The sequence below is a fragment of the Paenibacillus aquistagni genome (assembly GCF_900177815.1).
In the GTDB taxonomy this organism is placed as follows: Bacteria; Bacillota; Bacilli; order Paenibacillales; family Paenibacillaceae; genus Paenibacillus_B; species Paenibacillus_B aquistagni.
Map to the genome: position 1 here is coordinate 1 of NZ_FXAZ01000002.1, position 14,395 is coordinate 14,395.

General features: G+C 47.8%; 15 protein-coding genes, 1 tRNA gene and 1 other annotated feature. Of the genes, 8 read left to right on the plus strand and 8 right to left on the minus strand.

The features are described from left to right. Positions 1–107 precede the first annotated feature (107 nt). The gene (gene pheS / locus B9Y93_RS08690) at positions 108–1,142 is read right to left on the minus strand and encodes a phenylalanine--tRNA ligase subunit alpha (RefSeq protein WP_085494036.1); all 1,035 of its coding nucleotides are present in this window, start codon (positions 1,140–1,142) and stop codon (positions 108–110) included. Between the two features lie 185 nt (positions 1,143–1,327). Further along, positions 1,328–1,608, minus strand: a binding site (T-box leader). A 203-nt stretch (positions 1,609–1,811) separates the two neighbouring features. Here pheS and B9Y93_RS08695 point away from each other — a divergent pair. Together B9Y93_RS08695 and B9Y93_RS08700 are read left to right on the plus strand one after the other, a co-directional pair. Then, on the plus strand, positions 1,812–2,861 hold the full coding sequence (locus tag B9Y93_RS08695) for a mannose-1-phosphate guanylyltransferase (protein WP_085494037.1): 1,050 nt from the start codon (positions 1,812–1,814) through the stop codon (positions 2,859–2,861). Beyond that, complete coding sequence (locus tag B9Y93_RS08700; RefSeq protein ID WP_085494038.1) at positions 2,858–3,808, plus strand: GDP-mannose 4,6-dehydratase; 951 nt, start codon at positions 2,858–2,860, stop codon at positions 3,806–3,808. The genes B9Y93_RS08695 and B9Y93_RS08700 overlap by 4 nt, the downstream gene beginning before the upstream one ends. An 83-nt stretch (positions 3,809–3,891) precedes the next feature. Here B9Y93_RS08700 and B9Y93_RS08705 read toward each other — a convergent pair whose 3' ends face one another. The 5 genes from B9Y93_RS08705 to B9Y93_RS08725 all read right to left on the minus strand — a co-directional run bounded on the left by B9Y93_RS08705 (position 3,892) and on the right by B9Y93_RS08725 (position 7,393). Beyond that, the gene (locus B9Y93_RS08705) at positions 3,892–4,383 is read right to left on the minus strand and encodes a YcxB family protein (protein ID WP_085494039.1); all 492 of its coding nucleotides are present in this window, start codon (positions 4,381–4,383) and stop codon (positions 3,892–3,894) included. Positions 4,384–4,533: 150 nt separating this feature from the next. Next, positions 4,534–4,610, minus strand: a tRNA-Pro gene (locus B9Y93_RS08710). A gap of 71 nt (positions 4,611–4,681) precedes the next feature. After that, complete coding sequence (locus tag B9Y93_RS08715) at positions 4,682–5,338, minus strand: response regulator (protein WP_085494040.1); 657 nt, start codon at positions 5,336–5,338, stop codon at positions 4,682–4,684. Between the two features lie 3 nt (positions 5,339–5,341). Then, complete coding sequence (locus B9Y93_RS08720; RefSeq protein WP_085494041.1) at positions 5,342–6,163, minus strand: sensor histidine kinase; 822 nt, start codon at positions 6,161–6,163, stop codon at positions 5,342–5,344. Between the two features lie 210 nt (positions 6,164–6,373). Beyond that, positions 6,374–7,393: a LacI family DNA-binding transcriptional regulator gene (locus tag B9Y93_RS08725; protein WP_085494533.1), complete on the minus strand. Its 1,020-nt coding sequence runs from the start codon at positions 7,391–7,393 to the stop codon at positions 6,374–6,376. 354 nt (positions 7,394–7,747) lie between these two features. Here B9Y93_RS08725 and B9Y93_RS08730 point away from each other — a divergent pair, with 354 nt between their 5' ends. Together B9Y93_RS08730 and B9Y93_RS08735 are read left to right on the plus strand one after the other, a co-directional pair. Beyond that, positions 7,748–8,077, plus strand: coding sequence for a YbjQ family protein (locus B9Y93_RS08730; RefSeq protein ID WP_085494042.1), 330 nt, complete (start codon positions 7,748–7,750; stop codon positions 8,075–8,077). Continuing rightward, the gene (locus B9Y93_RS08735) at positions 8,074–8,325 is read left to right on the plus strand and encodes an HD family phosphohydrolase (protein WP_085494043.1); all 252 of its coding nucleotides are present in this window, start codon (positions 8,074–8,076) and stop codon (positions 8,323–8,325) included. Before B9Y93_RS08730 ends, B9Y93_RS08735 begins: the two co-directional genes overlap by 4 nt. Positions 8,326–8,449: 124 nt before the next feature. Here B9Y93_RS08735 and B9Y93_RS08740 read toward each other — a convergent pair whose 3' ends face one another. Continuing rightward, complete coding sequence (locus B9Y93_RS08740) at positions 8,450–9,418, minus strand: aldolase catalytic domain-containing protein (RefSeq protein ID WP_085494044.1); 969 nt, start codon at positions 9,416–9,418, stop codon at positions 8,450–8,452. 271 nt (positions 9,419–9,689) lie between these two features. Between B9Y93_RS08740 and B9Y93_RS08745 the strand changes: the two genes are divergently transcribed. From B9Y93_RS08745 to B9Y93_RS08760, 4 genes are all read left to right on the plus strand, one after another. Continuing rightward, positions 9,690–9,953 (plus strand): FeoA family protein, encoded by a 264-nt coding sequence (locus B9Y93_RS08745; protein ID WP_085494045.1) that lies wholly within the window; start codon positions 9,690–9,692, stop codon positions 9,951–9,953. Next, positions 9,950–11,980 (plus strand): ferrous iron transport protein B, encoded by a 2,031-nt coding sequence (gene feoB, locus B9Y93_RS08750; protein WP_085494046.1) that lies wholly within the window; start codon positions 9,950–9,952, stop codon positions 11,978–11,980. The genes B9Y93_RS08745 and feoB overlap by 4 nt, the downstream gene beginning before the upstream one ends. A gap of 17 nt (positions 11,981–11,997) precedes the next feature. Continuing rightward, the gene (locus tag B9Y93_RS08755; protein ID WP_085494047.1) at positions 11,998–12,189 is read left to right on the plus strand and encodes a FeoB-associated Cys-rich membrane protein; all 192 of its coding nucleotides are present in this window, start codon (positions 11,998–12,000) and stop codon (positions 12,187–12,189) included. A gap of 323 nt (positions 12,190–12,512) precedes the next feature. Continuing rightward, positions 12,513–13,289 carry a Cof-type HAD-IIB family hydrolase gene (locus tag B9Y93_RS08760; RefSeq protein WP_085494048.1) on the plus strand — a complete coding sequence of 259 codons (777 nt, stop codon included), beginning with the start codon at positions 12,513–12,515 and terminating at the stop codon, positions 13,287–13,289. Positions 13,290–13,510: 221 nt separating this feature from the next. Here B9Y93_RS08760 and B9Y93_RS08765 read toward each other — a convergent pair whose 3' ends face one another. Further along, a complete protein-coding gene (locus tag B9Y93_RS08765) occupies positions 13,511–14,395 on the minus strand; it encodes a carbohydrate ABC transporter permease (protein WP_085494049.1) in 885 nt (294 codons plus the stop codon).

Sequence of the window (14,395 nt, forward strand, 5' to 3'; positions counted from 1 at the left end):
ATACACCCATATTTTACCATTTATTGGTCGTGTAAACGGCTTATTTGGCCTGCTCATTTCCTCTACTACGCGCGTTGACTAAGGATTTCAGACTTAATCTCCTTCCCTTACATGCGATTGAATTGCTTCAAGAAACGAATATCATTCGTATAGAAATGGCGAATATCATCAATGCCGTACTTCAAGATGGCGATCCGCTCCACCCCTGTACCGAATGCGAAACCAGAATAGACTTCTGGGTCATAGCCACCCATCTCAAGCACTTTCGGATGCACCATGCCACAGCCCAGAATCTCAATCCAGCCCGTCTGCTTGCACATGCGGCAGCCATCGCCCGCACATTGTACGCAAGTCACATCCACCTCAGCACTTGGCTCCGTGAACGGGAAGAAGCTCGGACGAAGACGAATCTGCATGTGAGAGCCAAACATCTCACGAACAAATTGAAGAAGCGTGCCTTTCAAGTCGCTCATGCGAATGTTCTTGTCAATGACAAGTCCTTCAATCTGATGGAACATGAAGGAATGCGTGGCGTCGTCGTCATCTCGGCGATATACGCGCCCTGGGCAAATGACCTTAAGCGGAACATCCCCCTTCATAAGCTCCATCGCGCGAACCTGAACCGGAGAGGTATGCGTGCGCATCAACAGCTCTTCGGTAATATAGAACGAATCCTGCATGTCGCGAGCAGGATGATTTTTGGGTAAATTCAATGCTTCAAAGTTGTAATAGTCCGTCTCAACTTCTGGACCTTCTGCAATTTGGTACCCCATGCCAACGAAGATGTCTTCCATCTCTTGAATAACCTTCATCAATGGATGAACCGCGCCATGAGGCATTGGACGTCCAGGCAGGGTAACGTCAATCGTCTCGGACTGCAGGCGTCGATCCAGTTCAGCACGCTTAAACGCCTCTACCTTCTCGTTAATGCTTGTTTCGATCGCTTCGCGAACGACGTTTGCCACCTGGCCGATAACTGGACGTTCCTCTGCACTAAGGCCACCCATTCCACGGAGAATCTCTGTCAGCTCTCCTTTTTTACCAAGAAAACGAACTCTCAGGTCATTCAACTGCTGCTCATTGCCTACTTCCTTCAAGAGCTCCAGCGCATGTTCACGCAGTGCATGCAAACGTTCCTTCATTCTCTGTTCCTCCTTCAGCTAGCTACTTGGACTATAGCTTCTTTCTTTAAGCCGCCACATTATAAATTCATCTGCGGCAAAGCAACTATCGGTTATCTTCTCATCGTATAAGCCAGAGCTCGGCATAACTGCCAAGTCCGTCTCTGTGATGTTAACCTGCAACAAAAAAAGGCCTTCTTCGTCCGCTAAGGGACGAGAAGACCGTGGTACCACCCTAATTAGATCCAGCTCCAACAAGCGAATTATTCAGCTTGCGTGCCAGCATCTCACTTAATGCGAATATAACGGTTCGCAACCGGGCTGCTCTACTATCTTAAGCGAGAAAGAGACTCTTCTCACTTGCTTGAATTCAAGTGCCGGCTTCGGAGTGAATTTCGCAGAATCCTGCTTCAAGAATGCTCGCAATCCATGGCATTCTCTCCCTGTGAAGTGGTTATTCTCTACTTGTCTCCATCATGGCCTTTAAAGTGCAATATGCCATTGTTTGACATAGACCTCATAATATTACCCTTTATTATAACCAAATCCATTCAAATAATGCAAGCGAATTACCCTAGGTGCAAGCCTTTTTATTCCCTTGGCCCAATATCGGTTCCCTGTTAATTTGTCCCATCATACTATAGGGTATTATGCATTCATCACCATAAGCCGTATTGGGGGTGAACTGGATTGAATATCGTAATCATGGCAGGCGGTCGTGGTACACGCTTTTGGCCGAGCAGCACAGAATCAAAGCCAAAGCAATTCCTCCCCCTTCTGACAAAAAGAACGATGCTTCAAGATACGTATGACCGCTTTAAGCAATGGCTTCCCGCATCCAATATTTATGTCGCCACCTCAAAAAGCTATGTCTCCCTTGTGATGGAACAACTTCCCGAATTGACATTGAAGCATATCATAATAGAGCCAGATTCAAGAGACACTGGCCCAAGCACAGCCTTGACCGCCCTCACCTTCCTCCATCAAGACGATGATGACGTGATCGTCATGGTTCCTTCCGATCAATACATTTCTGATAATATCGAGCTCTCCCGTACCTTGCACACCGCAGCCAACGAAGCGCGCACAAGAAGAATAACCGTTATGCTCGGCATCGTGCCAACTCGTGCTGAGACCGGATATGGCTATATTCGCACCTATGACAATCATGGGTATTCATCTTTGCGTGAAGTTGAAGCCTTTATCGAAAAGCCGAATCAGGATTATGCGGAGAAGCTGATCAAGCTTGGCACCTATTGGAACAGCGGCATCTTTGTGTGGCGGCCTTCGACGATCGAATACTTGATGACAAAGCACTGTCCGTCCATCTGGCAGCCGCTCAAAAAGCACTATCCTGAAGTGAGCACCATCTATAGCCAGCTTCCCAAGCTCTCGATTGATTATGCCGTCATTGAGAAAGCAAAGGACCTGTATGTAATCCCCGCAACCTTCGATTGGGATGATGTCGGCACCTGGAATGCGGTCCGGCGCCATTATGGCTCTGATGAGCATGGCAATCTATTGAATGGACATGTGCGCTCCCTTGACTCGCACGGCAACATTATATTCACCGATAAGCAAGCGATCGTCATTGGAGTCGATGACCTGATTGTCGTCTCTACAGAGGAAGGTCTCTTGGTCTGCCATCGTTCTGAGGAACAAAGAATTAAAGAAATGCTTAACGAGAGAAGCATAGAATTCAAGCCCTATCAACTTCGAGAGGTGAAGCCTAACCCATGAAGGCCTTAGTTACAGGTATTGCCGGATTCGTCGGCAGCCACATGGCAGAATATCTGCTGGATAAAAATGTTGAGGTTGTAGGTACGATCCGCAACCGCAGCCGGATGGATCATATTATAGATATCCAGCATAAGGTGAAGCTGGTTGAATGCGAGCTCCGCGATCCATTCTCTGTTGAGAGCCTTATTGCAGAAGAACGCCCTGATCTGATCTTTCATCTTGCGGCACAGAGCTTCGTGCCTACCTCTTGGAATTCTCCTGTCGATACGATTCACAACAATGTAGCCGGTCAATTGAACATCTTCGAGGCTGTCCGCAGGCTTCAGCTCCCTGCCCGCATCCAGATTGCATGCTCCAGCGAGGAGTATGGCCACGTTGAGCCTCACGAGACCCCCATTACCGAGGACAATCCGCTGCGGCCCTTAAGTCCATATGCTGTAAGCAAGGCTGCTCAGGACTATCTCGGCTATCAGTACTATAAGAGCTATGGGCTCCATGTCATCCGTACGAGAACATTCAATCACACCGGTCCGCGCCGAGGAGAGCAGTTTGTAACCTCCAACTTCGCGAAGCAGATTGCTGAGATTGAAAAGGGCTTACGCCCGCCAGTCGTGTCTGTCGGCAACCTCCAGGCAAAACGCGACTTCACCGATGTCCGTGATGTGGTGAATGCCTACTGGCTTGCACTGCATCATGCGGAGCCAGGCGAAGCCTATAATATTGCATCAGGCTCTTGCATTACGATCCAAGAGCTGCTTGATCGTCTGCTCGCGCTGAGCACTGTATCGATTGAGGTTGTGCAGGATCCAAGCCGCATGCGGCCATCCGACGTGGAGATCCTGCTTGGCGACGCTTCGCGGTTCCAGCATCAAACGGGCTGGAAGCCAACCATTTCCTTTGATCAAACATTAGCCGATCTGCTTCAGTATTGGCGCGAACGCGTGTAGGATTCACACAGCAGCATAAAAAACAACCGTCAGCCTGCAGCTTGACGGTTGTTTATGTTTGTGGATACATGCACAGCATAGGCTTATGCGGCTTGGTGATACTTGCTTGCTAACTGGAAGAATTGACTCGCTTCGTCTGCATCCTTAAAAGCATGCTTCGGAATACAGATCACGGTTGCAGATTCGATGATCAGCAGAATATGATCCTTCCGATCCTCAATTCTCTCAATATCCAACCATTGCTGGAAGCTTGTCTTCTCCGAGGAATCATCCTGCACGCCCTCTGCGCTTACGACAAGCTGACGCGGTCCAATCACATGAGGATTGCTCTTCGCGTAGCGAATAACCTTTGCTTTTACACTAAAATAAATATACAGGCAGATCAATCCCAGCAGCATAACCGATAAAAGGATGCTAACACCTACCGTAAATCGGTAGGATAGCAGAAAACTAAACAGGACAGGTGATACGATCAATACAAGCAGCAGAATCGATCGCATTCGCGGCATCATCATGATCATATCGCGATTTAAGTTCCAGTAATCTTCCTTCGTAAATTCATATTGAATGTTCAAAAGTAATCCCCCAAGCTCTCTTGAATCTTGCTTTGCTATCCATCATTCAATTAGGGCTCTTCGCCACAAATAAAGTTAGAAAGCGGTACAGCCCTATGGATTCTTGTCAAAAAAGACGTATCACAAGTGATACGCCTTCGGCATTCATCGTGGTCGGGACGACACGATTTGAACATGCGACCCCTTGGTCCCAAACCAAGTGCTCTACCAAGCTGAGCTACGTCCCGTTACGCTATTGACCACTTTAATGTAGCATAATCACGGCATTCTGACAATAACTTCTTTCCCCTTACTCCCCTTACGCAAGACCATTCTCGAAGGCATAGCGGGTCAATTGGACGCGATTCTCAAGATGCAGCTTCTGTAAAATATTTTTGAGATGATTCTTCACCGTATGCTCAGACAAGTTCAAGCGCTGCGCGATCTCGCGATTGGATTCTCCTGTCGCAACGCGTTCTAGAATCTCTCGTTCTCGAAGGGTAAGGGGTGTATTTGCCGGCTCCCGCATAGCTGTCTTCGTCGTAAACTCCTGCAGCAGCTTGGTTGCTAATTCCTTTGACATCGGTGCCTCATCAATGGCAATGGCACGCAGATACTCATGCCACTGCGAGGGCTTCAAGTTCTTGAGCAAGTATCCTTGTGCGCCAGCCTTTAAAGCCTCAAACAAATGCGTGATCTCATCGGAGACTGTCACCATCACGATTTTTACGTAAGGAAACTTGGACTTAATCCGCTTTGCAGCCTCCAGCCCTCCAAGCATCGGCATCGAGATATCCATGAGAATCAAGTCAGGCATCAACTGCTCTGTGAGCTGTATGGCTTCTTCGCCGTTCACCGCCTCTCCGACAACACAGAAATCTGGCTGCATCGCCAATATATCCATCATGCCTTCTCTGGCATGGGCATTGTCATCTACAATTAGCACCCGAAAACACGCTTCAATCGGTTGATTCATCTCTCACCCTCCCTTTATGGCTAGAACCGTATGTTGGTTGTCTCTGTATAAGGAAAGTGACCACCCCATATTGTGCACGCGGTCTCTCATCATGCGCAGACCATACTTGCCGGGCACATGAAAGGGGTCCTCCAGCATGCCTACACCATTATCGACAATCTTGCATTCAAATCCTTTATCCGTTGTAGCCGCACACACCTGCACCTCCGTCGCATGTGCATGCTTCGATATGTTGGTCAAGGCTTCTCTAACGCAGGAGAACAAGGTCAGCTTCTCCTTCATTGTCATCTCTTCATCATCGAGCTGCCAGTCCACGGCCGGCTCCCACGTTGCATCAGCCTTAATCTCCTCGATCATTCTCATAAAGAGCTCCGACCACGTTGCATCGGTCTCCTCTTGCTTCATATGAAGATTGGCGATCGCTTGCCTCACATTATCATGCACATGATGAACCGCCCCCTGAAGCCTAGTCATCTGCTCATCTCGCTCCTCGCTCGGAGCCTGCTGGAGACGATCCACCTTAACCGCAAGCATGAATAGCGACTGAGAGATGCCATCATGAAGCTCTTGGGCAAGACGTTCTCTTTCCTCCAAGAGGGCTTTGGAGCGCTTTTCTTCATGCAGCTTCTGTTCAGTATCCTCCATCATTTTAAAGAGCTTCGCGAGCAGCGTCATCGAGATTACGAAGACAATGATCGGCGCTAGAAGATTTCCCATGTCCATCGATAGATAGGGAAGCAAAAAAGCATGCCGTACATATTCCCACAACCCAATGGTAAGAGCTGGAGTCCAAAGAATTAAGCGCTTCATCATTTTACTGCTCATGCCAGTTCCCCCTTTTTATGAGCGTTGAAGGTATCTATCGTGCAGGAAACAATTCCCTGCTTCAACCTGATTGTATCGATCCTTCCCCCTCTTGTCTATGTTGTGAATGCAGATTGTACACCTCGTTATGGCCCATACGCTCCGTTCGCAGCATAGAAAAAAGCAGCACATCCCTATTGAAGGAATGTGCTGCTTTTACCTTATTCGTTTCTAGTGTGATAGTGAGGTATGCCTTGGAATCGTGGACTCCCGAAGCAGAATCTGCGGCTGGAATGTAAACACCACAGGCTCTGGCTTATAAGAGCCGTCTCCATTGACCTGTTTCATCAAGATATCTACAGCTGTACGCGCCAATTGCTCAGACGGCTGCCTTACCGTCGACAATCTTGGGCGAAGCTGAGATGAGATCAATTGATCATCATACCCGATTACAGATACATCCTCTGGTACCTTATAACCCGCTTCGATAAGCGCATTAATTGCACCGATAGCCGTATAATCATCTGATGCAAATACAGCATCCGGCAGCTCACCCGCTTCAATCCACCTTCGCGCAGCCGCATAACCAGAGGAGATTGAGAATTCTCCTGGTTCCACAGCAAACGGCATCAATCCGGCTTCGTTAAGCGCCTTCATAAATCCACGTTCACGATTCACCGCGCTCAAGAAGTAAGACGGACCTTGGATATGAGCAATACGCTTATGCCCAAGATCTACAAGATGTCTTGTTGCTTCGTATCCGCCTTTGAAGTTATCCACTTGAACACTTGGGACTTGAGACTGTTCCATCTGATTGTCAATTAATACACTTGGAATATTGCGTTTTTGAAGCTCTGCTACGTATTGCTCGTCATTCACGGCTGACAAGATGAGAAGACCATCCACCCGTTCTTCTTGGATGAGGTCCATACCATGACCTTCTTCTGCCGGATAATTCACAACCGTTAGCGTTAAATAATATCCATAATCCTTAAGCTGACTTGATACGTGCTGTACAACATCATCCAAAAAAGAATCTTGCAGTGTAGTTAAAATCAAACCAATTACGCCTGTCTTTCCCTTCGCCAAACTTCTGGCCGCGGCATTCGGATGATAATCTAGCTCCTTCATCGCCTGCAGCACCTTCTGCCTGTTCTTCTCACGAACGGTAGTCGCGTTGTTTAGTACACGGGATACCGTCACAACGGATAAGCCAGATTTTTTGGCTACATCAAATATACTGACTTTCATAATCCGCCTACACTCCTCAATAAGATCATTGTTCAGCATCAATCCCTATTCTCCATAATAAACAATTTTTCACATTGGTACAGCATTATCGCAACATTTATTTCTTAAAAAGTCCATTTGGAATATACATTTGTCCAATCTTTCCCATCATCATCCATTTTATACGAATTGTGCCGCCTATCCTATCGTTACAGCGTGTATCGAGACCATATTCAATGATGCAAATGTAAACTTACAAAAATGCCTGCAAGGATTTGTTTTTGAAATGAAACGATTGGTCAGACATAATCGTATTATGAAATGAGGATATTACGAGTAAGACTTAATAATGATGCATAGATGGAGGAATTGAATATGATCGTCACGACTACAGAACGCATTGCTCACCATGAAATTGTAGAAACACTAGGTACCGCCTTTGGCGTCGTTGTGCGCGCGCGCGGAATTGGCGGGGACATTATGGCTTCGCTAAAGGGTCTTGTAGGCGGAGAGGTTACACAATATACACAAATGATTGAGGATGCGCGTCGCCAAGCCATGGATCGCATGACTGCGAACGCTCATGCCATGGGAGGAGATGCCATTATTATGATGCGCTTCGACAGTGGAGATGTAGGCCAAAATATGAGTGAGATCGTAGCTTACGGTACGGTTGTACGCCTTAAGAGAGTGAGCTCCTCATGAGCTTGTTCTTCATCGGAACCATCTTGGTCTTTTACGGATTGCCGCTCGTAGGACTTATCATTTTGATTATCTTAGGCAAAAAGTACTTCGACAAGCGCTACAAGCAAGTGGAGCATCCACGTGATGTACTGGGGCTTGGCGCGGACTATGTGCCCACCAAGGAAATCTTCATTGATCCAAAGGATGGCTTTAAATATCAAGTCTACTTTAATCCAAGAACAGGCGATCGCCAGTACATTCGCATGTAGGCAAGAACGATTGAGCCAGCCTGAGCGGTTTATGGCTAAGACCCCAGCTTCTATCGGCATAAATAAAAGCAGCACGGCAATTCCTTTAAGAGGAAGGCCGTGCTGCTTTTTGGTTGTATCTTTATTATTCAGGCTTTTTTTGAGCAAAGCCGGCTTCAGGTGTCATCATGCGATCATAGAACGCAGAGAATTCATCACGTTCGGAAGAAGCGAGCAAAGCCATAGCCGAGCGAGGATGTTCATCCAATGTACCTGTGATCAGGTAAGGAATCAAGTAGCCCCACTCCCACTTGTCTCTCATCGGAATCATATGCTTCGTCAGGAATGGAAGCACATGGCGAAGGCTGTACTTGCTGTTCTTCAGGTGCGTTAGCAATGCTTCTGTCGGGCAGTTGCCTGCACCGCGGCCCATGCCGTATACAGAGGAATCAAGCACCTCAACGCCATTCTCAGCCGCAATGAGAGTATTCGAGAAAGCAAGCTGCATATTATTGTGAGTATGCACACCAAGCCGCTTGTTTGGCAAAGCTTCCTTGAATTTGTTTACCAAGTACAGCATATCATTATGGTCAAGACTGCCGTATGAATCTACAATATACACGATATCAACCGGGCTCGCCTTAATCATCTCAAATGCTTCATTCAAATCGGTCTCCAGCACATTGGACAATGCCATAATATTCAGCGTTGTCTCATAGCCGCGCTCATTGAACATCTCAATTAATTCTATCGCTTTATCCACATCTTTGATGTAGCAGGCTACACGGATGAGGTCCAGCATGCTCTCACTGCGCGGAAGAATATCCGCTTCATCTACACGACCGATATCTACGAGGGCGGACAGCTTCGTCGTGCCTTTTTGCGGGATAACCTTTCTAAGGAAATCATCATTCAGGAAGCGCCATGGACCTGCTTGATCCGCGCCGCCAAGAAGCTTCGGAGAATTTTTATAACCGACTTCCATATAATCAACGCCTGCATCATTTAGAGCAGCATACAAGTCCTGAACAAATTCAATACTGAAGTCCCATTGATTCACGAGGCCCCCATCGCGAATAGTGCAGTCAATGATCTTGCAATGATTCGTTTTCATTCCGAAGTCTCCTCTATACCTATAATTTTCTATATTCTAATGGAATTCCTCCCATAAAGCAAAGCAATCTTTCTAAAAAAATGGTAATTAAACGCTATTCTTGCCGAAATTAAGCACTAGTTTTGTGAAATTTGTCACTATATTTCACATGTACCTATGCTATTTTTATTTGTAATTGATAAAGATTATCATTCTAGATGATCGCGCAAGATGACGATCACGATCTTTTAAGCCATTGAAGTTGAAGCTATATAAGAAAGAAGGATCTACAATGAAACCAACGTCTGCTGCACCAAGCAGCCATAAAGCAACTTTGCATCGATTAAAAAAAGGCAAACAGGCACATATCTCCGATATGTCATCCATCCACGAAACGGTGCAACAACGGTTGCTTGATCTTGGAGTGACAGAAGGCACCATGATCAAGCTGATTCGCCGAAGCCTGTTTGGCGGACCGTTAATGCTGGAAGCCAACGGACAATTGTTTGGACTTCGCCGTGTGGACGCCTCTCTAATAGGAGTGAAGCCTTTATGAGCAACTGGTCAGCAGCCTTAGTCGGCAATCCCAATACTGGAAAGACCTCTCTCTTCAATGCCCTCACGCGCTCCTATGAATATGTTGGGAACTGGACAGGCGTGACGGTAGAGAAAAAAGTAGGCCAGCTCCGTGCTCATGGCGGCGAGCTGATTGACCTGCCTGGCATCTACTCGCTTCAGCCGCTCTCCAAGGATGAAGGCGTAGCTGTTCAGTACTTAATCGAGGAGCAGCCTCATGCGATCTTAAATGTAATTGACGCCTCTCAGCTGGAACGCAATCTCTATCTTACCATCCAGCTCTTAGAATACGAGGCCCCAATGCTTATTGCTATGAACATGAATGATGTAGCTGAGGGACGAGGGATGAAGATTCAAGAGCATAAGCTTGCGGAGCTGCTGCATGTATCCGTCATTCGTGTAAATGCACGCCGCAACCAAGGCATCCCGAACCTTCTCAGCAGCTTGAGCACGGAAGGTCGAAGCATGCAAGACAGCACGAGCCGCTTCAAGCTCGATTATGGCAAGGAGATCGAACAAGCCATTACAGAGCTTGTCCGCCTGCTTCCTGCTGTGCAGCATCTTGCGCCAAGATGGCTCGCTCTACAATATTTGGAGAATAATAAAGTGGTGCAGCAATGGCTCCAAGAGCATGCGCCTGCACATGCACTTGCCATGATGAACATTCGGAATAACACGGAGAAGAAGCTTCAAGCCGCTGGCAAGGCGCTGCATCTGGCACAGCATATTCGGGCCGTGCGCATGGCGTTCATACGCGAGCTTCAAGACGTCTCTGTATCCCGAGCACAGCGGACATCGGCTACGTTAACCGACCGCATTGATGCTGTTGTAACGAACCGCTGGCTTGGTATTCCGATCTTTATGCTTGTCATGTATTTGATGTTCAAGCTGACCTTTGAGTGGATAGGCTCGCCTGTATCCGATCTACTCGATTCGTTCTTCGGGGGAGCGCTAACAGATTGGCTAAACGATGGACTTGCCTGGGCAGGGGCCTCCGAATTCACTAGAGCGCTGCTGGTAGACGGCATCTTGGCTGGTGTAGGCGGCGTGCTTGTGTTTGTTCCGCAAATTCTCATCTTGTTCTTATTTATATCCTTTGTGGAAGATTCGGGCTATATGGCGCGGGTTACACTCGTAATGGACAGGCTCATGGAGAGTGTAGGCCTGAACGGCAAAGCCTTTATCCCGTTCATTATCGGATTTGGCTGCAACGTGCCGGGCATCATGGCGGCAAGATCGATGGAACAACCGCGAGAGAGGCTTGTCACGAGTCTCCTCGTTCCCTTTATGTCTTGTTCGGCAAGACTTCCTGTCTATGCCCTGTTTGCCGGCGTATTCTTCAGCAGCAATCAAGCCTTGATTGTCCTGTCACTGTATGCGCTCGGCATCGTGCTTACGCTTATCTTAGCGAAGCTCTTTACCAAGATGCTGATGAAGGATGAGCAATCCATCTTTGTTGTGGAGCTCCCTCCTTACCGAATGCCGCAATGGAGAACACTGTTCCGCAGCACTTGGGAAAAAGGAAAAGGCTTTGTGCGCAAGGCAGGCACCTTGATTCTAGGCGGATCAGTCCTCATCTGGCTTCTCTCCTATATGGGACCAGGCGGATTTAATGTAGATATGGATCACAGCTTCCTTGCGAAGCTTGGCGGCATATTGGCCCCTGTTCTGGCTCCGCTTGGCTTTGGCACTTGGCAGGCAGGCGCATCCTTGGTTACCGGCTTCTTGGCCAAAGAAATCGTCGTGTCCACGATGAACATCATCTATCACGCGCCAGATATGAGTCTGCTTAGTCTGGAGATCGGGAAGGCCTTTACTCCTGTCTCCGCTTATACCTTCTGTGTGTTCGTACTCTTGTATGTTCCATGCTTGGCAACCGTAGGTGTGCTTCGCAAGGAAACGAACTCTTGGAAGTGGACGCTGTTCTCGATCGGCTATGCCTTAGTCATTGCTTACACCGTTGCGCTGATCGTTCGCCTTATCGGCCTTAGCCTTGGATACGTCTAAGAAGGGAGCAAATATCAATGTCATGGATTGAAATTGTCATCATCGCAGTCATCTTCAGTTATTCCGCATGGATGCTTGTACGCCATTTCAAAAAAAGCAAACAGGGCGCTTGCGCTTCCTGTGCCGTTAAAAGCAAATGCAAAGCCTGCGAGCTTATGAACCAAGCTTCCATGCCGCACTCCAGCGATACGAACCCGAAGCATCAATAACGGTTCTTAGTGCGGATACGTATAACCAGTTGCAGGGCAAACTTCACGCAGTTTAGAAGCTATTTATCTCATAAGCATGCAGGATGTGGCTTCTATAAGCTTATAGAATGATAAGCTTTCAGAAATACATCTACTTTATTCATACTTATGACAGGAGCACAAGACTTGGGCTCCTGTCATTTTGTTATATCCTCCTCTCCGACTGCAGCAAGCTGTACGCAACCCGTGACATGTATTGCATAAAGTCAAGCTTCAATGGTATAGTACGTCCAAGATCAAGTGATGGTAGAACGAGTAGATGGATAGATTGGAGTCTAATGAAAATGTCCTATAAAATTGCATTTTTTGATATTGACGGGACCTTGGTCAATGAAGACAAGCAGATCCCGCAAGATGCCTTGGAGGCTATTTTTGAGCTGAAGGAAAAAGGGGTTGAGCCCGTTATCGCAACTGGACGCGCACCCTACTTTTTTCATCATCTGGCCGAACAGCTGCATATCAACTCCTATGTCAGCCTGAACGGAGGCTATGTAGTGTATCAAGGCGAGGTTATATACAAGCGCCCGATTGAGCGCAGCGATGTAGAGTGCTTTGTGAAGCGAGCAGCCGAGCATGCTCACTCGCTTGTATTTGAGGGGCATCATACGTTCAGCACGAATAATGATCAGGACCCATTCATGATTGATGCAGTCTCATCCTTAAAGGTAGAGCTCCCGCTTCTGCATGAAGCGTTCTGGCAGGAAGAGGATATCTATCAGATCTTCCTCCATTGCAAGGAAGAAGACGAGCCGCTCTATGAGGGGCATGTGCCTGGGCTTCGCATGATTCGCTGGCACCATACAGCGCTCGACGTGCTGCCGAAGGGCTCCTCTAAGGCCGAGGGCATTCATGCCATGCTCGATATCTTGAAGCTCACTCCAGAGGAAGCGATTGCCTTTGGCGATGGACTGAATGATATGGAGATGCTGAACGCTGTCGGCCTCGGGATCGCCATGGGCAATTCCCATGAGGACTTAAAGCCCTATGCCGACTACATTACGACTCATGTCAACGAAGGCGGCATTGCCAACGGCTTGCGTTATGCCGGGCTGATCGAATAGCCTTCAGCTGCCCTGTGATGGTTACCGTGTCATCTGTGCGCACATCTGTGCTATAATCCATTCCTCATTGAATCGTATCCATGCCCAACAGGCCCTAGCGGTAGAGCATCTCCTCGCTAGGGCCTGACTATTCTAGAGTATTAGCTGAGTGCTATACAGCAATATTAGCCAATTAATGAGATTGGTCTCGCCTCTTTTTAGACCGATTGACAACCGCTATATTATCCCTTCACACTGCCGACTGTAATCCCTTTAACAAAGTACTGCTGCAAGAAAGGATACACAGCCATAATCGGCAAGGCCCCCATAAAGATCTGAGCCGTTCGCAGCGTCTTCTCGCCGTAGCTTGCCATTGAAGCCAGTTCATCCACCGAGATGCTCTCCCGATTCGAGGTAGAGATCAGCGTAGAAAGATACGTTTGCAGCGGATAATTATCCGGCGAGTTCATATACAGAATGCCATCGAACCATGCGTTCCAATGTCCGATGATCGTGAACAGCAGGATCGTTGCAATCGCAGGCAAGGAGATCGGCAGATAGATTCGGAACAATAGCGACAGATGTCCCGCCCCGTCCATTAAGGCCGCCTCATCCAAGTCTTTAGGCGTATTGCGGAAGAAGTTAAGCAGCATTACCATATTCCACACATTTAGCGCTCCTGGAATAACAAGCGCCCAGATCGTATCCAGAAGGCCCGTGCTGCGAATCACCATGTAGGTCGGAATCAATCCGCCCCCAAAGAACATCGTGATGACAAAGAACCAGACATATGCTGTTCTCTGCTTGAACACCGTTGTCTCCCTGGAGAGCGGGTAAGCCGTTAGAATAACGAGCAGCATTGATAAAATGGTACCGATGAACACCCGCTGGACGGATACCCACAGCGAGCGGAAGAACTCTACTTTTTGGCTCAAATAAATATAAGCATCCCATGTAAATTCCACCGGCCACAAAGAGACCTGTCCCGCCACCGCTGCTGAATTCGAGCTCAACGACACAGCCAGCAAATGAATGAACGGAATGACACCAAGCAGCGTGACGATCGTCAGCAGAATTCCGTTGATGATGTTAAAGACAACCCTTGAGGGAGAGGGCTTGATATGCAT

Bases quoted from the DNA above. Each gene is read 5' to 3' on its own strand.
- B9Y93_RS08715 (WP_085494040.1), bottom strand. From the start codon at position 5,338: ATGAATCAACCGATTGAAGCGTGTTTTCGGGTGCTAATTGTAGATGAC.
- B9Y93_RS08755 (WP_085494047.1), top strand. From the start codon at position 11,998: ATGTCATGGATTGAAATTGTCATCATCGCAGTCATCTTCAGTTATTCC.
- feoB (WP_085494046.1), top strand. From the start codon at position 9,950: ATGAGCAACTGGTCAGCAGCCTTAGTCGGCAATCCCAATACTGGAAAG.
- B9Y93_RS08745 (WP_085494045.1), top strand. From the start codon at position 9,690: ATGAAACCAACGTCTGCTGCACCAAGCAGCCATAAAGCAACTTTGCAT.
- B9Y93_RS08720 (WP_085494041.1), bottom strand. From the start codon at position 6,163: ATGAGCAGTAAAATGATGAAGCGCTTAATTCTTTGGACTCCAGCTCTT.
- B9Y93_RS08730 (WP_085494042.1), top strand. From the start codon at position 7,748: ATGATCGTCACGACTACAGAACGCATTGCTCACCATGAAATTGTAGAA.
- B9Y93_RS08740 (WP_085494044.1), bottom strand. From the start codon at position 9,418: ATGAAAACGAATCATTGCAAGATCATTGACTGCACTATTCGCGATGGG.
- B9Y93_RS08765 (WP_085494049.1), bottom strand. From the start codon at position 14,395: ATGCATATCAAGCCCTCTCCCTCAAGGGTTGTCTTTAACATCATCAAC.
- B9Y93_RS08735 (WP_085494043.1), top strand. From the start codon at position 8,074: ATGAGCTTGTTCTTCATCGGAACCATCTTGGTCTTTTACGGATTGCCG.
- B9Y93_RS08760 (WP_085494048.1), top strand. From the start codon at position 12,513: ATGTCCTATAAAATTGCATTTTTTGATATTGACGGGACCTTGGTCAAT.
- B9Y93_RS08725 (WP_085494533.1), bottom strand. From the start codon at position 7,393: ATGAAAGTCAGTATATTTGATGTAGCCAAAAAATCTGGCTTATCCGTT.
- B9Y93_RS08700 (WP_085494038.1), top strand. From the start codon at position 2,858: ATGAAGGCCTTAGTTACAGGTATTGCCGGATTCGTCGGCAGCCACATG.
- pheS (WP_085494036.1), bottom strand. From the start codon at position 1,142: ATGAAGGAACGTTTGCATGCACTGCGTGAACATGCGCTGGAGCTCTTG.